Here is a 21,332-nt window from a genome sequence, read left to right as displayed (position 1 = left end):
ATCGTCCCCGGGGCTCCGCCCCGGACCCCGCTCCTCAAACGCCGGAGGGGCTGATTCCTGCCAGTTCGGTCTCCATGTTCGTGCGGGCCGGGGCGGTCCAGGTCTGTTTCCCGTAGGCGGTTCTGAACAGGCTCGGCAGGTCGAGGAGTTGGCGCAGGACCGCCGCGCGGCCGGTGCGGAAGGCGTCGTCGGGGACGAAGGTGTACTCCTCGCGGACGGCGGCCGCGTAGGCGGCGTACGCGGCCGGGGGCGAGGCCAGGACCGCGAGGTCCGCGTCGCACAGGACGGCGCCGTCGGTGTCGTCGCCCGCGGGGTCGTGGGAGACGGTGAGGCGGACGAGCCGGGCGACCTCGGCGGTGCGGGCCGGGGCGACGCCGAGCTCGGCCAGCGCGCGTTCGGCGAGCCGGGCGGAGCGCTCCTCGTTCTCCGAGCGGTCCGGGAGGTACACGGCGTCGTGGAACCAGGCGGCCAGGCGCACGGCCGCCGGATCGCCGGCGCGCTCACCGTGGGCCTCCAGCACGTCGATGCGGTCGAGGACCGCGAGGAGGTGGTCGGTGGTGTGGTACCGGCGCTGCGGTTCGGCCCAGCGGTCCAGGAGGTTCGCCGCGTAGGGCCCCGGCGCGGGTCCGGACCCGTCGCCGTCCCGTGCGGCCAGGACGGTGTCCGCCCAGCGCCTGGTCAGTTCCGCGTGGGCCGGGTGGCGGGTGCTCTCTGCTGCCATGGCGCCATTGTCCCCGCCGCGGGACTGCCGGTCGCGGGACTTCCGGCGGCGGGATTCCCGGCCGTGGGGCCCCCGGTCGCGAGGCTCTCCGCCGCGGGACTCCCCGCCATGGCGCCGTCCGCCGCCGGGCCGGGGCGGGGCCGTGAGCGGAAGGTGCGCCGGTAGGCGTCCGGCGGCACGCCCACCGCGCGGTTGAAGTGCCGGCGCAGTGTCGTGGCGGTTCCCATGCCGGTGGCCGCGGCGACGGCGTCGACACCCGCGTCGGTGGTCTCCAGCAACTCCTGTGCGTGGCGGATCCGTTGGGTCAGCAGCCACTGGAGCGGGGTGGTGCCGGTCACCGCCTTGAAGTGGCGGCCCAGGTTGCGCGAGCTCATCCGCGCCCGGCGGGCCAGGTCCTCCACGGTCAGCGGACGGTCCAGCCGCTCGATGACCCAGGGGAACAGCTCGGCGAGCGGGTGGTGGTCGGGGGCGGGCACCGGGGTGCTGACGAACTGGGCCTGTCCGCCGTCCCGGTGCGGGGGCACGACCAGGTTGCGGGCGACGGTGTTGGCGACCGAGGAGCCGTGGTCGAGACGGACGAGGTGCAGGCACAGGTCCATGGCGGCGGCCTTGCCCGCGGAGGTGAGCACGCGGCCGTCGTCCACGTAGAGGACGTCCGGGTCCACCATCACCCCGGGATGGCGGGCGGCCAGGGCCCGGGTGTGCGCCCAGTGCGTGGTCGCGCGCCTGCCGTCCAGCAGCCCGGCGGCGGCCAGGACGAACGCGCCGGTGCACAGGGAGGCCACGCGCGCGCCCGCCTCGTGGGCCGCGCGCACCGCGTCGACGAGGGCGGCGGGCGGCTCCCGGTCGATGTCGGCCCAGCCCGGGACGATCACCGTGTCGGCGCCCGGGAGCCGGTCGAGGGCGTGGTCGGGCTCCAGCCGGAACGGGCCGACGCGCACGGCCTCCGTCCCGCAGACCGCGAGGTCGTACCAGGGGACCTTCACGGCGTCCGGCGCGGAGCCGAACACCTCGCAGGCCAGGCCCAGTTCGAAATGCAGCATCCCGTCGGTGACGGCCAGCGCGACAGAGGTCATGTCCGGAATTGTACGGGGCACGTCGTTCCGGACACTCGTGCGGGACGCCGGGGCTCGCCAGGATGTCCTTACGGATCAAGGCAGTTCACTTCGAGCACGGGGGAGAACCCATGAAGTCTGGTCAGACGGTCACGGTGTTCGGCGCGTACGGCCACACCGGCCGTTTCGTGGTGGCCGAACTGCTGGAGCGCGGGTTCACCCCGGTCCTCTCCGGCCGGGACGCCGGCAAGCTGAAGGACCTGGCGGACTCGTGGCCGGGCCTGGAGGTCCGTCCGGCCACGGTCGACGACCCGGCGTCCCTCGACCGCGCGCTGACCGGCGCCGCGGCGGTGGTCAACTGCGCGGGACCCTTCGCCACCACGGCCGCTCCCGTGATCGAGGCGGCCCTGCGCGCCCGGATCCCGTACGTGGACGTGGCGGCGGAGATCGAGGCCAACCTCGACACGTTCACCGGCTTCGCGGACCGGGCCGAGGCGGCGGGAGCGGTGATCGTCCCGGCGATGGCGTTCTACGGCGGCTTCGGCGACCTGCTGGTCACCGCCGCGATGGGCGAGTGGACGGCGGCCGACGAGGCGCACATCGCGTACGGGCTGAGCGGCTGGCACCCCACCGCCGGGACGCGTGCCGCGGGCGCGGTCTCCCGGGAACGGCGCGGCGGCCGGCGCGTCCGCTACACGAAGGGGCGGCTGGAGTACGTCCAGGACACCCCGCCCACCCTGAAGTGGCCGTTCCCCGGACCGATGGGCCCCCGCACCGTCATCGGGGAGTTCTCGATGGCCGACGTGGTGACCGTGCCCAGTCACTTCGACGTCCCCGAGGTGTGCACCTACATGACCGTCGAGGCGGCCGGGGAGCTGGCGGCCCCGGACACCCCGGCTCCGCGCGCGGTCGACGACCGCGGCCGGTCCGGGCAGACCTTCGTCGTCGACGTCGTGGTGCGCTCCGGAGGCGCCGAACGCCGGGCCGTGGCGCGGGGCCGGGACATCTACGCCGTCACCGCGCCGCTCGTGGTCGAGGCGCTGGACCGCATTCTCACCGGACGCACCGGGGCGACCGGCGTCGTCTCGGCCGGCGAGATCTTCGACGCCCCGGACTTCCTCCGCGCGCTGTCCCCGCACATCTCCGTCGAACTGCCCGGGTAGCGGACGACGGACGACGAGCCCCCGCGGACGCCGGTTCCCGTGGACACCGGTTCCCGCGGAGGCGAAGCCCTAGCGTGGAGTCATGATTCCTCAAGACGCACACGATGTACGGGACCCGGAACTGCCCGGTCTGCTCCTGCGCACCGAGCGCGACGCGCTGATCCCGCTGCTGCGGGCCCGCCCGGAGGACGACTTCTCACGTCTGACGGCCGGGTGCCCGGAGTGGACGGTGCGGGACGTGCTGGCGCACTGCTCGGCCGTGCTGACCCGGGTGGTCGAGCGCCGTTTCGAACCGGGGGTGTTCGAGCCCGAGTCCAACGACCGCGACATCGCCGAGCGCGCCGACTGGCCGGCGGCGCGGGTGATCGACGAGCTGGAACGCGGGATGACCGAGGCGGGCCCGGCCATCGCCCGTACGGGCGGTGTCCTCGACGCGGTCGCGCTCGGCGAGTGGATCCACGCCGGGGACGTGCGCGAGGCGCTCGGTGAACCCGGCGCCTACGAGGGCGAGGGGCTTCCGCACGCCCTCGCCCTCCTCGTCCGCCGCAGCCGCGAGAAGGGCCGGGTGCCGCTGCACGCCGACCTGGACCAGCTCGACGACCCGCTGCTCCTGGGCGGCCTCCCCGGCGACCGTCCCCCGGCCCGCTTCATCGGCGGCGCCGCGACCCTCGTACGGCTCTGCTCGGGCCGGCCGGTCCCGAAGACGACGGTGTACGAGCTGGTGGGGGCGCGGGAGGAAGAGCTGAACCTGTTCGGGTGAGGCGGGCGGCCGGTCCGTCCCGACGGGGTGGACCGGTCCTCCGGTCACGTGAGGCGGACCGGCCCGTCGGCCGTGACCGCCGGCCGGATCGATCAACGCGGCGCGGCGCTCTCCTCGCGCCCCCGCCCCCACCCGCGTACTGTTGGATTGGACTAGACCTATAGCGGCTCAGGAGAAGAGATCCGATGAGTGAGCGGAAGAGCGCGGTCCTGGAGGTGATCGCCCTCGGCGTGGAGGACGCGGTCGCCGCTCAGGCCGGCGGCGCGGACCGGCTGGAGCTGGTCACGGACATGGCGGCCGACGGACTGACCCCGTCGGCGGAGACCTTCACCGGGATCCGCGCCTCCGTCGACATCGCGCTGCGCGTGATGCTGCGCCTGTCCGACGGCTTCTCGGCGGGTGGCGCAAAGGGCGTCGACGCCCTGGTGCGGGCCGCGGGGGAGCTGCGGGACGCGGGCGCGGACGAGTTCGTGCTCGGTTTCCTCGACGAGCACGGCGGTCCCGACCTGGCCGCCGTCGAGCGGGTCGTCGCCGCGCTCGACGGCTGCCGCTGGACCTTCCACCGCGCGGTCGACCGCGCCGCCGACCGTGACGCCCTGCGCAAGCAGCTCGCGGACCTGCCCGGCCTCGACACCTATCTGACCGCGGGGTCCCCGGCGGGCGTCGACGACGGACTCCCCGTCCTCGCCGCCGAGGCCGCCCGCCGCGGTGAACCGGGGTACGAGCCGCAGATCCTGGTCGGCGGCGGGCTGCGCCTCGACCATCTGCCGGAACTGCGCGCCGCGGGCCTCGACGCCTTCCACATCGGCGGTGCCGCCCGTCCGGGCGGCTGGACGGGGCCGGTCTCCGCGGAGTCGGTGCGCGAGTGGCGGACCGCGCTCGACGCGTAGACGGCCGCTTTCCCGCTCCTCCATGCCGGGCCCGGTTCTCCGGGCCCGGTTCTTCGTGCCGTGCCCGGGTCCCGGCTCCGGTCCGCGCGGCCGGTTCCGTGTGCCGGTCATGTGTGTGCGGTGGTGCGGGGCGGCCGGGTCCGGCAGGTCACGGATCCATCTCCGCCGCGTAGTTGTTGTGTTGTGAGAGTCACGCGCCGATCAACCGGCGGCCTTTTGCGTGCATATTTGGTCGTGCCCCGATCGGCCGGGGCATGACAATCACATGGATGTGCGTGCCGACGGAAGTGGGGCGGCAGCACAGCAGCATCAGGGGGACAAGGCTTCATGCCATCCATACGCAGCCGCACGCTCGCGGCGGCCGCCGCCGTGATCGCGGCCGTCATGATCACCACCACGGCCTGTAGCGGCAAGAAGGACGACGAGGGAGCCGCCGCCCGGCCCTCGTCGTCCGCCCGGGCCGACAAGGGCGTCGACACCGGTCAGGACGACGAGGGCGCCGTCTCGATCGGCGGCTACGAGCTCCCCGACGGCATTCCCACCGACCTCGGCGGCGAGGCCCTGGAGAAGTGGAAGAACGGGGGGTGGCAGGACTACAGCGACTGGGCGTCCAAGGCCCAGGACTTCGCCAACCCCTACATCGAGGACTTCTGGACGCCGGAGAAGATGGCCCAGGCCAAGGCCCAGCTCCCCATCGCCCAGGCGGGCAGCGCCAGTTCGGGCTCGGGTGGCGGCGCCACCTCCTACCTGCCCGACGGCACGGTGAAGAAGCAGACGGCCGCCAAGGTCAAGGCGACCTACCACCGCTACGCGCCGCCCGTCGGCAAGCTGTTCTTCTCCTCGCCCCAGGGCAACATGGTCTGCTCGGCCGCCGTCGTCACCGACCCGGCGCACCCCGGCAAGTCCAACCTGGTGTGGACCGCGGGCCACTGCGTGCACGCGGGCAAGGGCGGCGGCTGGTACCGCAACATCGCCTTCGTCCCGTCGTACAACAACAACGCGAACCTGAGCAACCGCCAGATCACCAACCCGCGCGCCAAGGCCGTCTCCCCGTACGGCATCTGGTGGACCGACTGGGCCACCACCTCCGGTGAGTGGATCAAGGGTGGCGGGCACCAGGGCAACGCGGCCGCCGGATACGACTACGCAGTGCTCCACGTCAAGCCCGAGAACGGCGGCAAGTCCCTCCAGGAGCGCCTCGGTTCGGCCCTCCCGGTGTGGTTCAACGCGCCGGCCGCCAATAAGGCCAAGAACATGCAGGTCCGCGGCTACCCGGCCGAGGCCCCCTACGACGGTTCGAAGATGTACGACTGCCACGGCTCGAGCAAGCGGTTCGTGCTCGCGAAGAACGTCCCCGCCCAGTACATGATCGGCTGCACCATGAACGGCGGCGCGTCCGGCGGCCCCTGGTACATGAGCCACGACGGCCGGACCTACCTGGTCTCCAACAACTCCCTGAGCGACCGCAAGACGTTCATCACCGGGCCGCGCCTCGGCGCGAACGCCAAGCAGGTCTACCTGGCGACCAGCAGGAAGTTCAAGTAGTCCTTCGCGCAACGCGGTTCACGGCCCCCGGCGTCCGCGCCGGGGGCCGTCGGCGTCCGTGCCCGGCCCCGCCGGGACGGCGTCAGGCCAGTTCGGCCGGGAGCGGCGCCGCGTGGGTCACGATCAGCCCCGAGACCGCACGGGTGAGGGCCACGTACAGGCGGCGCAGCCCGGTGCGCTCGTCCGGCTCGCCGTCGACGACGGCCCGCGGCTCGTCCAGGACCACGTAGTCGTACTCCAGGCCCTTCGCGAGCGAGGCCGGGACCAGCGTCAGCCGGGTCTCGGCCGTCGTCTCCTCGCCCGGACCGAGATACGTCCGCCCGGCCGCCGCCAGCGCCTCGGCGAGCACGGGGATCCGGGCGTCGGCGGCGATCAGCCCGACCGACCCCTCGTGGCCGAGCAACTCCTCGACCGCGCCCAGGACTTCGGCGTCCTCCGAGCTCGCCCGCACCTCGAAGAAGCCCGGGTTCTCACGCACCGACGCGACCGGCGCGAGACCGGGCGCGATGTGTGGCAGCAGCCGGGACGCGTAGGTGATGACGTCCGTGGGGACGCGGAAACCCGCGGTCAGCTCCTCGACGACCGCGTCGCCCTTGCCCAGGTGGCCGAGGGCCTCCTCCCAGCTCCGGGTCGCCCACGGGGTCGTCCCCTGCGCCAGGTCCCCGAGCACGGTCGCCGACCCCGTCGTGCAGCGCCGGCCCACGGCGCGGTACTGCATCGGGGAGAGGTCCTGCGCCTCGTCGAGCACCACGTGCCCGAGGGAGTGGGTGCGCTGGACCAGGTCCGTCGCCTCGTCGATCAGCACGGCGTCGGCGGCCGACCACTTCGCGCTCTTCACGCTGCGCACCGGCTTCGCCCAGAGGATCTCCTTCTGCTCGGCCCCGTCCAGCAGCCCCTCCGCGTGCGCGGCGAGGAAGTCGGCGTCGGTGAGCAGCCGGAGCACCAGCTTGGCGGGGTCGACCTGCGGCCAGATCGCCTTGACGGCGGCCTTCACGGCGGCGTTGCGGGCGACGGAGTCCTGCACCCGGTCGTCCGGCGCCTCCCCGGAGCGCTCCATCTGGACCAGCACGGCGTGCGCGATCCGCTGCGGGAGGGCCTGGTGGGCCGCGCCGTACCGGATGTCCCGGTCGAGCAGTTCCCGGACGATCTCCTCCAGCTCGTACGCCGGTACGCGCCAGCGCCGTGACCCCCTGACCACCACGACCGGCTCGGCCGGGACCGTCACGTGCGAGCGCACGGCCCGGCGCAGCACCTCGGCCATCCGGGCGTCGCCCTTGATCACGGCCGCCGCCGCGTCGTCGCTCCCGCGCACCTCGACGTGCGCGACGAGGTCGTCGACGGTCGCCTGCCTGACCTCCAGCTCGCCGAGCGCGGGCAGGACCTGTTCGATGTAGTGCAGGAAGGACTTGTTCGGCCCGATCACCAGGGTGCCGGTGCGGGCCAGCCGCTCCCGGTGCGCGTACAGCAGGTACGCGACCCGGTGCAGGCCGACGGCGGTCTTCCCGGTGCCGGGGCCTCCCTGCACACAGACCGAGCCGGACAGCCCGGACCGGACGATCTCGTCCTGCTCCGGCTGGATGGTCGCCACGATGTCGCGCATCGGGCCGACGCGCGGGCGCTCGATCTCCTGCTGGAGCAGCTTGCTGGTGGCCGCGGTCTCGGCCGGGTCGGAGAGGTGCTCGTCCTCGTAGGCCGTGAGGTCGCCGCCGGTGTAGCCGAAGCGGCGGCGCAGCCCGATGTCCATCGGGTCCTTCTTCGAGGCCCGGTAGAACGGCTGGGACACCGGCGCGCGCCAGTCGATGACCATCGGGTCGCCGTCGGCGTCGTGGACGTGCCGACGCCCGATGTAGAACCGCTCGCCCTCCGCGCCCTCGGCCAGGTCGGAGCCCGGGGCGTGCAGGTAGTCGAGCCGTCCGAAGAACAGCGGGGTGTGGCTGAGGTCGGCGAGGGCCTTGATGCGCTCGGCGATCTGCCGGTGCAGCACCTCGGCGTTCACCCAGTTCGCGGTGACGTCGCGGATGTCGAGGTTCTCCGCGTCCTCGCGCATGGCGCGGAGCGCCGAACGGGAACCGGCGAGGTGGGAGCGCTCGCGGGAAAGGGGGTCGTCGGACGCGGACGGGGCGTCGGCCGGACGGTCGGACAGGGTGGACACGGGGAATTGCCTCCGGGAAACCTGCTGTGGGGGTGCTGCGGGAGTGCCGCGGTGTTCTGGCGGTGCTGCGCGGGTGGTGCAGATCGTGATCCGCTGCGGATTCCGTCGGGAATCCACCGGGAATCCCATCGGAATCCGCTGTGATTCCGGGTGCCGTCCGGTTTCCGGCCGGGCGGCGGCACTCCGTGAAGGGAGGCGGGCAAGGCCGAGGATTCTATGCGAAGGGCGGATGCGGGGGCCAACGGTTTTCCCGTCGCCCGTGCGTCGTTTCAGGGCCGGGCCCCGGGATCCCTAGGGGGCGGGGTCCGTCGTGAGGCGTACGGCGGACGGGCCGGAGCCGTACCTGAGGGGTGGCGAGGTTCGGTCCGGAGACCGACGCCGTTCGGGTCGGGTGCCTGCACCATGGAGATATGAGCGCAGTCACTTTCACCCCAGGTCCTGCCCATCCCGGGTCCGTCGCGCACGGCGCGACGGCCGTCACTTCCGTCGACCACCGCCACCGTCTCGGCGACGCCCTGAAGGCCGTCAAGGTGTTCGGGCGCGCGGCCATCGGGGTCGTCCTGCTCGGCGAGTACGGCGAGGAGGCGGGCGTACGGCGTCACTGACGCCCACGCCCGCCCTCGTTCAGCTCAGCACCTCGTCCGCGTCCATGATCCGGTAGGCGTAGCCCTGTTCCGCCAGGAAGCGCTGGCGGTGGGCGGCGAAGTCCTGGTCGATCGTGTCGCGGGCGACCACGGAGTAGAAGTGGGCCTGGTGGCCGTCGGCCTTCGGGCGCAGGACGCGGCCGAGGCGCTGGGCCTCCTCCTGGCGGGAGCCGAAGGTGCCCGAGACCTGGATGGCCACCGTCGCCTCCGGCAGGTCGATCGAGAAGTTCGCGACCTTGGACACGACGAGCACGCTGATCTCGCCCTCCCGGAAGGCGTCGAACAGCTTCTCCCGCTGCGCGTTGCTGGTCTCGCCCTTGATCACGGGCGCGTTCAGGTGCTCGCCCAGCTCGTCGAGCTGGTCGATGTACTGGCCGATCACGAGGATCTGCTGGCCGGCGAACCTGCGGACCAGCGCCTCGGTCACCTTCCGCTTGGTCGCGGTGGTGGCGCAGAAGCGGTACTTCTCCTCGTTCTCGGCGGTGGCGTACGCGAGCCGCTCGGAGTCGGTGAGGTTCACCCGCACCTCGACGCAGTCGGCCGGCGCGATGTAGCCCTGCGCCTCGATCTCCTTCCAGGGCGCGTCGAACCGCTTGGGCCCGATGAGCGAGAAGACGTCCGACTCGCGCCCGTCCTCCCGCACCAGCGTGGCGGTCAGCCCCAGCCGGCGCCGGGCCTGGAGGTCGGCGGTGAACTTGAAGACCGGGGCGGGCAGCAGGTGGACCTCGTCGTAGAGGATCAGGCCCCAGTCGCGGGAGTCGAACAGCTCCAGGTGCGGGTAGACGCCCTTCCGCCGGGTCGTCAGCACCTGGTAGGTGGCGATGGTGACCGGACGGATCTCCTTGCGGGTACCGCTGTACTCGCCGATCTCGTCCTCGGTCAGCGAGGTCCGCTTCACCAGCTCGTGCTTCCACTGCCGGGCGGAGACGGTGTTCGTGACGAGGATGAGCGTGGTCGCCTTGGCCTCGGCCATGGCACCGGCGCCGACGAGGGTCTTGCCCGCGCCGCAGGGCAGGACGACCACGCCGGAGCCGCCGTGCCAGAAGTTCTCCACGGCCTGGCGCTGGTAGGGCCGCAGCGCCCAGCCGGTCTCGTCGAGCTCGATGGAGTGCGCCTCGCCGTCGACGTACCCGGCGAGGTCCTCGGCCGGCCAGCCCAGCTTCAGCAGGGTCTGCTTGATCTGGCCGCGCTCGGAGGGGTGCACGGCCACGGTGTCCGGGTCGATCCGGGCGCCGACGAGCGGGGTGATCCGCTTGGAGCGCAGGATCTCCTCGAGGACGGGCCGGTCGGTGGTGGTCAGGACGAGCCCGTGGGCCGGGTGCTTGCTCAGCGTGAGGCGCCCGTAGCGGTCCATCGTCTCGGCGATGTCCACGAGCAGCGCGTGCGGGACCGGATAGCGGCTGAACTCCACCAGCGCGTCCACGACCTGCTCGGCGTCGTGCCCGGCGGCCCGCGCGTTCCACAGGCCGAGCGGTGTCACCCGGTAGGTGTGGATGTGCTCGGGCGCCCGCTCCAGTTCGGCGAAGGGGGCGATGGCCCGGCGGCAGGCGTCGGCCCGCTCGTGGTCGACTTCCAGCAGAAGCGTTTTGTCGGACTGGACGATGAGGGGTCCGTTCACAGCCGTCCTTTCTGCGTGGCGGCACCCGGCGCGGGTGCTCGGCCAAACGTCCAGTGTGCCCTACCGGCGGGCAGTCACGGCTGGTCGTCCGCGAGCTCGGCGACCCCCGTGACCCGGTGCAGCGGATAGGTGCGGACCTCGTCCGCCGTGTGGTCGTACGCCGTGACGAAGCCGCCCTCGACCCGGATGGGGGCGATGACGCGCTGGCTGGCCGCGCCCTCGGCGTTGACGTAGCCGATCCACACCGCCTCGCCCGTCATCACGGCGGCCTGCATGGTGGCGAGCGTCTCGGCGGAGCTGGTGCGGGGCAGGGAGCCGTTGCCGGGACGCCCGGTGGCGGAGTCGTCCTTGCGCGGGGCCGTGGAGGCGAGGTCCCCGGCCCGGATCGCGCGGAGCGCGGCACCGAGGAGCGTGGCGTCGGGGACCGGCGGACCGTCCGGGACGGGCTCGGGCGCCGTGCGCGGCGGGGTGCGGTGGGCGTGCGCCCTGCTGATCAGCACGTCGCCCTCCGCCGACTCGGCGGCCGGCGCGAACCCCATCGTCCGCAGACCGGCCAGGAGGGTCGTGGGGTCGGACTGCGCGACCAGCACCGTCGGCGCGATCCGCCGCAGCCCGAACTCCTGCGAGCGCCTGTCGGCGAGGATCTCGTTGAGCACCGACTCGTCGTCGCAGCGGACGTACGCCGACGCCGCCCCGATCCGCAGGTGGCCGTGCCGGCGCGCCATGTCGTCGATCAGGTAGGCCAGCGGCTGCGGGACCGGCGTACGGGAATGGGCCGCGAGGAAGGCGTGCAGGTCGGACGCCGAGCGGCCCGCGTCGAGCGCCCGGCGCACCGAGGCCGGGGTGAAGCGGTAGACCGTCGCCCCGCCCTTGGACTCGACGTCCGCGAGCACCCCGAGGGCGTCGGCCAGCGGACGCTCCAGCGGGCCGGGCGCGACCGCCGTCAGGTCCGCCTGGAGCAGGACGTGGTCGAGCGGCTCGGGCAGCAGCGGCGCGAGGAGTCCGGCGGCCCTGGCCGCCGCCGCGGCCTGCTCGGCGGGGGAGTGCGGCACGGGGGCGGCCACGGCGGCGGCGTGGTGCCGCTTGTGCGCGGGAAGCCTGTCGCCCGGGCCGGACGGCTCCGCCGCCCGCGCGCCCGCCGGGGAGGGCAGGCCGAGGAGCGCCCGCCCCTGGGCGGACAGCGCGCCCCGGCCGGTCACCCCGAGCAGTTCCGCCTCGGACAGCGTCCAGTGGGCCAGCCCGGCCCGCAGGTCGGCCGACGAGGGCCAGGCACCGCGCGAGGGCCGTTCCCAGCGCAGCCGGGCGAGGAGCGAGTCCGTGTCGGGGGAGGAGCCCTCGGGGAGCTCGGCGAGCAGGGCGAGGACGCGGTGGCGGACCTCGGGCGCCGGTGAGCGGTCGAGGCCGGGGCCGAGCGCCGAGAGCGTACGGTCCTTCGCGTCCCGTCCGCCGACCAGAGCGGTCGTGCGGGTCGCCGCGAGCCACGCCGAGGCGAGCCGTGCCCAGCGCTCCGCGGCGGGCAGCTCCAGCCAGGTGTCGTAGGCCGGTGTCGCGGCGTACCGTTCGTCCGCCTCGCCGTCCGACGCCACCAGGCCCGCCGCGTAGGCGAGTTCCACCCAGAACGCGGCGACCGGCTCGGGGACGTCGAGCGCCACCGCCGTCCGCTTCAGGTCCCGCACGCTCAGGCCGCCCGCGCGCAGCACGGCGGGACCGCCCTCGTGCCAGTCCTTCAGCAGCTCCTCGACGGTCGCCAGCGCCGTGTACGCCTGGCCGGCCGCGGCGGCGTCCACGGCCTGCGGGCTGCGGGCCGTCGCGGCCCCGACCGCGGGGGCCACCGGCTCCGTCACCCGGTGCGCGCGGCCCGCCCGCAGGTGCAGGGCGACCTCCCGCGGCAGGACGACCGTGCCGGGCGCCGTCGGCAGCAGCAGTCCCCGCGCGATCAGCCAGCGCAGATGGGGCGCGGGTTCGGCCGTCACCTGCCCGTACGGCGGCCCCCACACCAGCCGGGACAGCACGTCCACCGCCTCGGCGGGCGCCTCGTCGAGCAGCGCCGACATCCGGCTCCGGTCGGAGAACAAGGCACTGAGCGAGGCGACCGCCGACACGGAGTCATGGGTGGTGGCCAGCCCCGCCGAGGCCACGATCTCCTGGATGCGCCCCGGCGACATGCCCGCGGTGGCCTCGCCGACCGTCGGCCCGAGCCCCGTCGGGGACGGGTGCTGCGGGGACGGCGCGAGCAGCTCACGTGCCGTGCGCACGAGCCGGAGGCGGTCGTCGCCGCCCCACAGGAGGGCCTGCTCGCGGAGCGTGGCGAGCGCGTGCGGGAAGGCCGCCGTGACCGCCGGGTCGCCGTCGTCGCCCGCCATCAGCCCGAGCAGTTCGTCGTACGTCGCCGGATCCCGCGCCACCGCCAGCGCCTCCGCCGTCTGCAGCGTGAAACGGTCCAGACGCTCCAGGGCGCGCACGACCGACGCCCGGGTGCCCGCCCGCGTGGCCAGTTGGGTGAGGTCCGTGGGGACGGGGGTGATCAGGTCCGGCCGGGACCGCAGGAGGGCGGACAGCGAGGCGTCGTCCCGCGCGCGGAGTTCTTCCGCCAGGGACCGCGGGGCGGTCGTCTCGGGGCTCATCCTGCCAACGGTAGCCGGTGGCACGCCCGCAGGGACCGGCCCCCGGCCGACGGACCGTCCGGCGGCCCCGCCATCCCGCCGACGGGCGCACCTCGTACGACGGACACACCCCGCCCGGCGGGCGCACCTCCTGCGACGGGCACGCCTCGCACGGCGGGCCGACCCCCGGACCGGACGCCCCCGGCGGCGGGAGAACCGGTACCTTCGTCCCCACGGGGTATCCAACGCACCCGCCCCGGAGGGGACTTCGTGGGGATCGAGAGCGACCAGCTGGTCTTCGACTACCTGAGCCGGGTCGGTGACCTGGCCCAGCAGCGGCAGTTGCCGTCGGCCACCCGCATGCGGCTGGTCACGGAGCTGCGCGAGGAGATCGGCCGCCGCCGGGCCGGATCCGGTGCCGACACCCCCGCCGCGGTCCGCCGCATCCTCGACCGCCTCGGCACCCCCGACGAGATCGTCGCCGCCGCGGGACACGACACCCCGGGTGCCGGGGCGGGCCCCCGGACCCGGTCCGCCGTGCCCTCCCAGCGCGCCGCCGAACCGGAGGAGCGGCCCGGAGGACTGCGCCGCGTCGTCCCCCGTCCCCGTCCGGCCCGGGAGGAGACCGCCGGGGACACCGGGACCGGGGCGCCCTCCCCGCCCCATCTGGCGAGCGCGTCCGAGCTGGGCGACAGCGTGACCCGGCCCGACTGGTGGCGCGCCACCGAAAGTCCCTTCGGCCTCGGTGACAGCCTGCCGGGATTCGTCGGCGGCGTGGAGATCCCCGAACTGCTCAAGCCGCCCCCGGCGGACGAGGACGGCGGCGTCGAGGAGGAGGCGGGACCGGCCGGGGAGAAGGCGGCCCCGGGTCCCGAGGACGAGCCGGCCGCCGGGGCCACCGCCGTGCGCCGTCTTTCCCGCCGTCTGCTCCCGCGCGCCGGCGGTTACACCAATCCGCTGCTCCTGCTCGCCGCCGCGCTCCTCGTCGCCGGCGCGGTCCTCGGCAACTGGTTCGCGCTCGGCCTCGGCTGGCTGATCGCCTACGGCTCGCGCCGGCTGACCCGGGCGGAGTCGAAGTGGGCCGTCCTCGTCCTGCCGGGACTGTCCGCCACGGCCGGCGTCGTCTGGATCTGGGGCCGCGCGAACGGCCGCTGGGGCGCCCCCGTGGCCGAGGGCCACATGAACGAGGCGCTGGCCCAGACCTGGCCCTTCGTCGTCCGCGGCGCGGCGCTCGCCTCGGCCCTGTACCTGGTCTGGCGCTCCCAGCGCAAAGGCTGACGCCCGCCCCGCGAAGAGCCCCGGTGCCCGCGCCGCGAGAAGCCCCCGGTGTCCACCCCGTGAAAAGTCCCCGGCCGGGCCCCGGGCCCCCGGGCACAATGGCCCATATGACCTCACCAGCGCTGACCGTCGGCTTCGACCTCGACATGACCCTGATCGACTCCCGGCCCGGGATCCACACCTGCTTCGAGGCGCTGTCGGCGCGGACCGGGACGTACATCGACGCCGATCTCGTGGTCACGCGGCTCGGACCCCCGCTGGAGCAGGAACTCGCCCACTGGTTCCCGGCCGAGGAGATACCGGCGACGGCCGACCTCTACCGCGGGATGTACCCCGAGCACGCGATCACCGGCGCCCTCGCCATGCCCGGCGCGCGGGAGGCCGTCACGGCGGTGCGGGCGGCGGGCGGCCGTGCGCTCGTCGTGACCGCGAAGTGGGAACCCAACGCCAGGCTGCACCTTGAGCACCTCGGCATCGAGGCGGACGAGGTCGTCGGCAACCTGTGGGCCGAACAGAAGGCGGTGGCGCTGCGCGAGCACGGCGCGAGCGTGTACGTCGGCGACCACACCGGCGACGTACGCGGGGCGCGCACCGCGCGGGCCTACAGCGTGGCCGTGGCGACCGGGCCGTGCGACGCCGAGGAACTGCGAGCGGCGGGCGCGGACGTCGTCCTCGGCGACCTCACGGAGTTCCCGGCGTGGCTGGAGAACCACGGCTGAGGGCAGGCCGAACCGGGCACCGGCCCACCGCGGGGGACGGCCGCCGTCGGGAACGAGCCGGTTCAGGAACGGGCGGCGCGGGCCCGGCGGCGTCCCTGTGCGGCCGACTGGAGCACACCCGCCGCGGCCAGCAGGAATCCCACACCCATGAGCATGCTCAAGCCGAACATGTAGAACGGAAAAGGTTTCGCGCCGAGGAACAGCGGGGCCACGGTGACCAGTGTGGCCAACGCTCCGATGAAGAACACGATGGCACCGGCACGGATCAGCCCGTCACCGGCTCCGGCGGAATTCGCTTGGGTTTTGTCACGCACCCCACCAGGGTAGTTCCCTGCGCGAAGGAACAATCCAGCGACGTCTTGTCACGAGCCGACGGACCATTAGCCTTGGTACCGGCGGGTCGGCTGACCCGCTGTAGTTCTCTCCAGAGGCGTTTTTTCGGGCAGTTGCCCCCGCGACCGCCCGAGCCGTTCCCCGAGAAGTTTCCGACGAGTACGAGGACGAGGACAGACGTGCCCACCGGCAAAGTCAAGTGGTTCAATATCGAGAAGGGCTTCGGCTTTCTCTCCCGCGACGACGGCGGCGACGTCTTCGTCCATTCCTCGGTCCTGCCCGCCGGAGTCGACGCCCTCAAGCCCGGCCAGCGTGTCGAGTTCGGTGTCGTCGCCGGTCAGCGCGGCGACCAGGCCCTCTCGGTGACCCTCCTGGAGCCGACCCCCTCGGTCGCGGCCGCCCAGCGGCGCAAACCGGACGAACTGGCGTCCATCGTCCAGGACCTGACGACCCTCCTGGAGAGCATCACGCCGACCCTGGAACAGGGCCGCTACCCGGACAAGACCTCAGGCAAGAAGATCGCGGGCCTGCTGCGCGCGGTCGCCGACCAGCTCGACGTGTGACCCCCGGCCCTCGCTCCGGGGGTCAGGGGAACGCCAGCGCGTCCGGTCCGAGGGGCGGCACCAGCCCCTCGGCCGCCGCACGGGTGAGCAGTCCCCGGACGGCCGCGTATCCGGGCTCGCCCAGATCGGCCGTGAACTCGTTGACGTACAGGCCGATGTGCTGGTCCGCGACGTCCGGGTCCATCTCCTGGGCGTGCTCCAGGACATAGGCGCGGGAGGCTCCGGGGTCGTCCCAGGCGGCGTGGACCGAGGCGCGGGTGGCCTCGGCGAGCTCCTGGAGCCGCTCCGCCCCCAGCGACCGCCTGGCGATGATCGCGCCCAGCGGGATCGGCAGCCCGGTGGTCCGCTCCCAGTGCTCGCCCATGTCGGCGAGCTGGTGCAGCCCGTAGTTCCGGTACGTGAAACGCGCCTCGTGGATGACGAGTCCCGCGTCGACCTTCCCGTCCCGCACGGCCGGCATGATCTCGTGGAACGGCATGACCACGATCTCGCCGACCCCGCCGGGAACCGTGTCCGCCGCCCACAGCCGGAACAGCAGATACGCCGTCGACCGCTCGCTCGGCACGGCGACCGTACGGCCCACCAGGTCGGTTCCCGCCTCCTTCGTCAGCACCAGCGGACCGCAGCCCCGCCCGAGCGCGCCGCCGCACGGCAGCAGCGCGTAGTCGTCGAGGACGTACGGCAGCACGGCGTACGACACCTTCAGCACGTCGAGCTCGCCGCGCTCGGCCATGCCGTTGGTGATGTCGATGTCCGCGAAGGTCACGTCCAGCGGGGGTGCCCCCGGGATGCGGCCGTGCGCCCAGGCGTCGAAGACGAACGTGTCGTTGGGGCAGGGCGAGTAGGCGATCCGCAGGGTCTCGGCGGATTCAGGCAGTGCGCTCATGCGGGTTCCAACTCTCCAGGAGGGGCCCCAGCTTCCCGAACGCCCCGGTGAGGGCGGTGAGGGCTTCGCCGATGCGCCACGCGGCGCGGTCCCGGGGGCCGACGGGATTGGACACCGCGCGGATCTCCAGCACCGGCACGCCGTGCGCTCCGGCCGCCTCGGCCACCCCGAAGCCCTCCATGGCCTCGGCGAGGGCACGCGGGTGCCGGGCGCGCAGTTCGTCGGCGCGTGCGGCGCTGCCGGTCACGGTCGACACCGTGAGGACCGTGCCGACACCGGCGCCGGTGACGGCCGCGACCTCTCGTACGAGTGATTTCGGAGGTTTGTGGCTGACGGTCCCGAAGCCGAGTCCGGTGACCGGCACGAACCCCTCGGGCGTCTCGGCGCCCAGGTCCGCCGCGACGATGTCGTCGGCGACCACGAGCGATCCCACGGGCGCGCCGGGCTGGAACCCGCCGGCGATGCCCGCGCAGACGACGAGCCGGTAGGGCGCGCCCCCGAGCGCGGCGGCCGTCAGTGCGGCGGAGACGGAGGCGGCGGCGAGGGCGGGGCCGACACCGGCGGCGAGCAGGTCGTGCCCGCCGGCCCGGTGGAGCGTCACCCCCGGGAGCCGTGTCTCCCGCGCCGTGCCGGACGACGCCGCGGCCACCGCTTCCCTCTCCGCGGAGACGGCGGTGGCCACGAGCACCCTCGGCCCGGCGGCGGCGGTCAGTTGTCCGTGTCCTTCTTGAACTTGAAGGACCACAGACCCTTGACCGTCTTCTCGCCCTGCTTGATGGAGACGAGCGTCGAGTTGCCGCTGGCGCCGTACTGCTGGTTGAAGAACACGCTGCCCGGAATGGTCAGGTACGTCTTCTTGGTGAACTCGGGAAGCAGCTGCTGCCCGTTCATCAGGATCGTCCAGCTGCTGTCGGCGATGTCCGGGTCCACGCCGAACCGCACGGTCGAGTCGGGGTCGACGGTGATGCTCTTGATGTCCTTGGACCGCAGGCAGCCCGTCAGGTCCGCGGTCTTCACCGCGTTGCCGTCGTTGTAGCAGTCGGCCTCGGAGCTCACCGACTTGTCGCCGACCGTGACGGTGGCCATCGGGGTCGGCTTGTCACAGGCGGACAGGACGAGGAGTCCGGCGGAAACGGCGCCGACCGTGGCGACGGCGCGGCGACGGCGCGCAGCGCTTTGTCCATTAGCGGCTCTGCCGCGGGGCAGGGAGGTCATGACCGAAGGCTATCGGGCACGTCCACCGGTGCCCCCACGTGGGGGTGCGGCGTGCCGCGCGCGGCCCCCGCGCGGCTCAGGTGACGCGGCCGCGGACCGAGCCGCCGCGCCGTGCCGCCCGGAGCAGCCCCCGCACGGTCGTCAGCCACCCGGTGGCGACGATCCCGGCGGCCACGGAGAGGCCGAGCGGGCCGTTGAGCGGCATCGCGATGCCGATGGCCCCGCCGAGCACCCAGGCCATCTGGAGCGTGGTCTCGGAGCGGGCGAAGGCCGAGTTCCGGACGAGTTCGGGGACGTCGCGCTGGATCAGGGCGTCCAGGGACAGCTTGGCGAGGGCCTGGGCGAAGCCCGCGATCGCCGCGAGGCACGCCACCATCAGGGTGCCGAAGAAGAGCGCCGCCGTGACCGCCGCCGCCACCACGACCGCCACCACCGTCACGATGATGATCTCCGGGGCGCGCTGCTTCAGCCAGGCCCCGACGGCCGTGCCGATCGCGTTGCCCACGCCCGCCGAGACGACCACCAGGCCGAGCGAGACCGCCGCGCTCTTGCCGGTGAGCGGGTGCTCGCGCAGCAGGAAGGCGAGGAAGAAGATCAGGAAGCCGGACAGGCAGCGCAGCGAGGCGTTGGCGCCGAGGCCGTGGGTGACGGCCGTGCCCACGGTCCGCAGATTGGGGCGCGGGGGTTTCTTCAGGTGCGGGCCGTGCAGATGGTCCGCGTCGGCGGCCAGCAGCGCCGTGTCCTCGCCCTTGGCGGAGTCGACCTTGGGCGGCAGCGTGAACGACAGGAAGGTGCCCAGGATGAAGATCGTGAAGGCGCCGTAGAGCGGATACCGCGCGCCCAGCGACTGGAGCAGGGCGGCGATCGGCGCGGCCACACCGGTGGCCAGGAGTCCACCCAGAGTGACCCGGGAATTGGCTTTGACCAGGGAGAACGTGGGTGGCAGGAGCCGGGGTACGACGGCGCTGCGCACCACGCCGTACGCCTTGGACGCGACGAGCACGCCGAGCGCGGCGGGATACAGCTCGAAGGTGCCGGTGACGACCGCGCTCGCCAGCATCAGGGCGAGCATCGCCCGCGCGAGCATCGAGCCCGCCATGGCGGCCCGCCGGCCGTGCGGCAGACGGTCGAGCAGCGGGCCGATCACGGGGGCGAGGACGGCGAAGGGCGCCATGGTGATGCCCAGGTACAGGGCGACCCTTCCGCGGGCCTCGTCGGTCGGCACCGAGAAGAACACCGTCGACGCCAGCGCCACCGTGATCATGACGTCGCCCGCGCCGTTCACCGCGTGCAGTTCGATCAGTTTCCCGAGGCCCGACTCGCCCGCTCCGTGCGCGTGCGTCGCCTTGCGGATGCCGCGGGCGGTCCGTGAGACCGGGAAGTGCAGGGCACGCCCCACCGCACGGACGGATCCGGTCACCCGGCCCGATCCGCCACTCCGGTTGCTCCCCTTGGAGCCGCCGACACCGGTTGCTCCCTGGGGTGACCTTGCGGACGCCACTCCGTCATAGTGCCCCGAGTTCGGGGTGCATAGTGCGGTTACCGCGCGTACGGGGGGCGAGTGTGGACCGATCGGACCGGGGGGGACGAATCCGGAGGGCGGAAAACTTCCCGCGCGAAGCGGCGGGTCACGTAGGTCGCGGAGCGGCAAAGATCCCGGCGCGGGGCAGCGAAGACGGCCGCCGGTGTGGGCCCAGGCGCCAGGAGAAGGTAGCGTGCGTAACGCGCCTGCGGCGATTGTTCTCGGCCGCGCGCCTCTCGGTCATCCCGCAGAATGGATGGCGTAGGTGCGCCCGAGTGCGATCGGGAGCGGACGTCGACGCGGCCCATCGGTCCGCTCCGTCCGCACCCCTGCCGAGGCAGGGCGCACCCGTGAGACGGCGTAGGAGAGAAGCGATACCTGTGAGCGCAGCGACAACGCGAAGCCGCACCCCTGACCGTCTGTGCGCCGAGGCCGTCGACCTCGCCCGCGCGGCCGCCGAGGAAGCCGCCTATCCCGGCGTCGTCGGCGAGCACCTCGGGATGGTCTCCGAGGGGGACCGCGTTGTCACGCACTACTTCGAGTGCAAGGAACCCGGGTACCGCGGCTGGCGCTGGGCGTCGACCGTGGCCCGCGCCTCACGGGCGAAGGTCGTCACCCTCGACGAAACGGTGCTGCTGCCCGGCGCGGACGCCCTGCTGGCCCCGGAGTGGGTGCCGTGGAGCGAGCGGCTGCGCCCCGGCGACCTGGGCCCCGGGGACCTGCTCCCCACCGACGCCGAGGACCTGCGGCTGGAGCCGGGCTGGTCGGGCGAGGACGAGCCCGCGCCGAACTCCGCGGTCTCCGAGGACATGGCCGAGCTGGCGGAGGCGGAGGACGCGGAGGTGACCGCGGGAACGCCCGCGCACCTGCCGGTCGCTCCGCGCCGGGGGTCGATCGCCGCCGTGGCCGAGGAGCTGGGGATGCGCCGGGCCCGGGTGCTCTCCCGGTACGGGCTGCACGTCGCGGCCGACCGCTGGGAGGACTCGTTCGGCGCCAGGACGGCGATGGCGCAGGCCGCGCCCGCGACGTGCGTGAGCTGCGGCTTCCTGAACCGGATCGGGGGTTCGCTCGGACAGGCGTTCGGTGTCTGTGCGAATGAGTTCTCGCCGGCGGACGGGCGTGTGGTGTCGTTCGCGTACGGGTGCGGGGGGCACTCCGAGGCCGCGGTCATGCCGGCGCCCCCGCGGCCGCCGCTTCCCGTGATCGACGAGACCCAGGTGGACCCGTTCCCGCTGCGGCCGTCTCCCGACTCCGGCTCGGTCCCGGCGACCACGGACGAGTCCACGGAGGAGCTGGGCCACTCCTAGCTTTTCCCTGGCCCCGGGGCCTGTACCGGCGCTGCCACCTGTCCCCGGCGCGGCCCCGAGCCTCAGCTTGTTTTCGCCCCCTCCGCCCCTACCCGACCCGTACCCGGGGGCGCCGCCCCCGGACCTCCGCTCCTCAAACGCCGGAGGGGCTGGATTTTCCCGGCCGGGGCTGGAACGTTCCCCGGAGGGGCTGAAGCGTTCCCCGGCCGGGGCTGAAAAATCGCGCCTGCGAGGGACTGCGCCCAAACCACCGCACACCCGCACCCGGGATCCGGCGGGAGGGGCCGTGCCGGTACATCAGATGCCCGTCGCCACCGACGGTCACATCTGCGTCCAACGGCGACGGGCGGATGTACCG

Annotated in this window: 19 protein-coding genes; 9 read left to right on the top strand and 10 right to left on the bottom strand. The window is 73.5% G+C overall.

Translation table 11 applies throughout. The features are described 5' to 3' along the window. Nucleotides 1-34: 34 nt before the first annotated feature. Together ACFW6B_RS18240 and ACFW6B_RS18235 are read right to left on the bottom strand one after the other, a co-directional pair. The gene (locus ACFW6B_RS18240; protein WP_386597161.1) at nt 35-721 is read right to left on the bottom strand and encodes a hypothetical protein; all 687 of its coding nucleotides are present in this window, start codon (nt 719-721) and stop codon (nt 35-37) included. Next, entirely contained in the window at nt 679-1,797 is a 1,119-nt protein-coding gene (locus ACFW6B_RS18235; RefSeq protein WP_386597159.1) for a helix-turn-helix domain-containing protein, read from the bottom strand. Before ACFW6B_RS18235 ends, ACFW6B_RS18240 begins: the two co-directional genes overlap by 43 nt. A 110-nt stretch (nt 1,798-1,907) precedes the next feature. Here ACFW6B_RS18235 and ACFW6B_RS18230 point away from each other — a divergent pair, with 110 nt between their 5' ends. The 4 genes from ACFW6B_RS18230 to ACFW6B_RS18215 all read left to right on the top strand — a co-directional run bounded on the left by ACFW6B_RS18230 (nt 1,908) and on the right by ACFW6B_RS18215 (nt 6,134). Further along, a complete protein-coding gene (locus tag ACFW6B_RS18230) occupies nt 1,908-2,939 on the top strand; it encodes a saccharopine dehydrogenase family protein (RefSeq protein WP_386597157.1) in 1,032 nt (343 codons plus the stop codon). An 82-nt stretch (nt 2,940-3,021) separates the two neighbouring features. Beyond that, nucleotides 3,022-3,699 (top strand): maleylpyruvate isomerase family mycothiol-dependent enzyme, encoded by a 678-nt coding sequence (locus ACFW6B_RS18225; RefSeq protein WP_386597155.1) that lies wholly within the window; start codon nt 3,022-3,024, stop codon nt 3,697-3,699. Between the two features lie 185 nt (nt 3,700-3,884). Beyond that, a complete protein-coding gene (locus ACFW6B_RS18220) occupies nt 3,885-4,589 on the top strand; it encodes a copper homeostasis protein CutC (RefSeq protein ID WP_386597152.1) in 705 nt (234 codons plus the stop codon). A gap of 327 nt (nt 4,590-4,916) precedes the next feature. Continuing rightward, nucleotides 4,917-6,134, top strand: coding sequence for a trypsin-like serine peptidase (locus ACFW6B_RS18215; protein ID WP_386597150.1), 1,218 nt, complete (start codon nt 4,917-4,919; stop codon nt 6,132-6,134). Between the two features lie 82 nt (nt 6,135-6,216). Here the strand turns inward: ACFW6B_RS18215 and ACFW6B_RS18210 are convergent, their stop codons facing one another. Next, complete coding sequence (locus ACFW6B_RS18210) at nt 6,217-8,286, bottom strand: HelD family protein (protein WP_386597148.1); 2,070 nt, start codon at nt 8,284-8,286, stop codon at nt 6,217-6,219. A gap of 410 nt (nt 8,287-8,696) precedes the next feature. Here ACFW6B_RS18210 and ACFW6B_RS18205 point away from each other — a divergent pair, with 410 nt between their 5' ends. Continuing rightward, nucleotides 8,697-8,891, top strand: coding sequence for a hypothetical protein (locus tag ACFW6B_RS18205; protein ID WP_328451210.1), 195 nt, complete (start codon nt 8,697-8,699; stop codon nt 8,889-8,891). A 19-nt stretch (nt 8,892-8,910) separates the two neighbouring features. Here the strand turns inward: ACFW6B_RS18205 and ACFW6B_RS18200 are convergent, their stop codons facing one another. Both ACFW6B_RS18200 and ACFW6B_RS18195 read right to left on the bottom strand, forming a co-directional pair. Then, entirely contained in the window at nt 8,911-10,548 is a 1,638-nt protein-coding gene (locus ACFW6B_RS18200) for a DNA repair helicase XPB (protein WP_386597145.1), read from the bottom strand. 74 nt (nt 10,549-10,622) lie between these two features. Then, a complete protein-coding gene (locus ACFW6B_RS18195; protein ID WP_386597143.1) occupies nt 10,623-13,172 on the bottom strand; it encodes a helicase C-terminal domain-containing protein in 2,550 nt (849 codons plus the stop codon). 249 nt (nt 13,173-13,421) lie between these two features. Here ACFW6B_RS18195 and ACFW6B_RS18190 point away from each other — a divergent pair, with 249 nt between their 5' ends. Both ACFW6B_RS18190 and ACFW6B_RS18185 read left to right on the top strand, forming a co-directional pair. Next, complete coding sequence (locus ACFW6B_RS18190; protein WP_386597141.1) at nt 13,422-14,429, top strand: hypothetical protein; 1,008 nt, start codon at nt 13,422-13,424, stop codon at nt 14,427-14,429. Nucleotides 14,430-14,527: 98 nt separating this feature from the next. Next, on the top strand, nt 14,528-15,148 hold the full coding sequence (locus ACFW6B_RS18185; RefSeq protein WP_386597138.1) for an HAD family hydrolase: 621 nt from the start codon (nt 14,528-14,530) through the stop codon (nt 15,146-15,148). A gap of 62 nt (nt 15,149-15,210) precedes the next feature. Here ACFW6B_RS18185 and ACFW6B_RS18180 read toward each other — a convergent pair whose 3' ends face one another. Continuing rightward, nucleotides 15,211-15,462, bottom strand: coding sequence for a hypothetical protein (locus tag ACFW6B_RS18180; protein ID WP_386597136.1), 252 nt, complete (start codon nt 15,460-15,462; stop codon nt 15,211-15,213). 198 nt (nt 15,463-15,660) lie between these two features. On the opposite strand from ACFW6B_RS18180, the gene ACFW6B_RS18175 reads away from it, so the two are divergent. Continuing rightward, a complete protein-coding gene (locus ACFW6B_RS18175; RefSeq protein ID WP_386597134.1) occupies nt 15,661-16,044 on the top strand; it encodes a cold-shock protein in 384 nt (127 codons plus the stop codon). A gap of 22 nt (nt 16,045-16,066) precedes the next feature. Here ACFW6B_RS18175 and ACFW6B_RS18170 read toward each other — a convergent pair whose 3' ends face one another. From ACFW6B_RS18170 to ACFW6B_RS18155, 4 genes are all read right to left on the bottom strand, one after another. Continuing rightward, nucleotides 16,067-16,930, bottom strand: a complete 864-nt coding sequence (locus ACFW6B_RS18170) for a 1,4-dihydroxy-6-naphthoate synthase (protein WP_386597132.1) — start codon at nt 16,928-16,930, stop codon at nt 16,067-16,069. Beyond that, on the bottom strand, nt 16,914-17,618 hold the full coding sequence (locus ACFW6B_RS18165; RefSeq protein ID WP_386597398.1) for a futalosine hydrolase: 705 nt from the start codon (nt 17,616-17,618) through the stop codon (nt 16,914-16,916). The genes ACFW6B_RS18170 and ACFW6B_RS18165 overlap by 17 nt, the downstream gene beginning before the upstream one ends. A gap of 20 nt (nt 17,619-17,638) precedes the next feature. Beyond that, nucleotides 17,639-18,145, bottom strand: a complete 507-nt coding sequence (locus ACFW6B_RS18160; protein WP_386597130.1) for a DUF2771 domain-containing protein — start codon at nt 18,143-18,145, stop codon at nt 17,639-17,641. A gap of 76 nt (nt 18,146-18,221) precedes the next feature. Continuing rightward, nucleotides 18,222-19,646: an MFS transporter gene (locus ACFW6B_RS18155; RefSeq protein WP_386597128.1), complete on the bottom strand. Its 1,425-nt coding sequence runs from the start codon at nt 19,644-19,646 to the stop codon at nt 18,222-18,224. A 401-nt stretch (nt 19,647-20,047) separates the two neighbouring features. Between ACFW6B_RS18155 and ACFW6B_RS18150 the strand changes: the two genes are divergently transcribed. Then, a complete protein-coding gene (locus ACFW6B_RS18150; RefSeq protein WP_386597127.1) occupies nt 20,048-20,974 on the top strand; it encodes a DUF3027 domain-containing protein in 927 nt (308 codons plus the stop codon). Nucleotides 20,975-21,332 lie beyond the last annotated feature (358 nt).

Source organism: Streptomyces sp. NPDC058751 (assembly GCF_042746485.1).
GTDB lineage: Bacteria > Actinomycetota > Actinomycetes > Streptomycetales > Streptomycetaceae > Streptomyces.
This window is presented reverse-complemented; position numbering and strand designations above follow the sequence as displayed.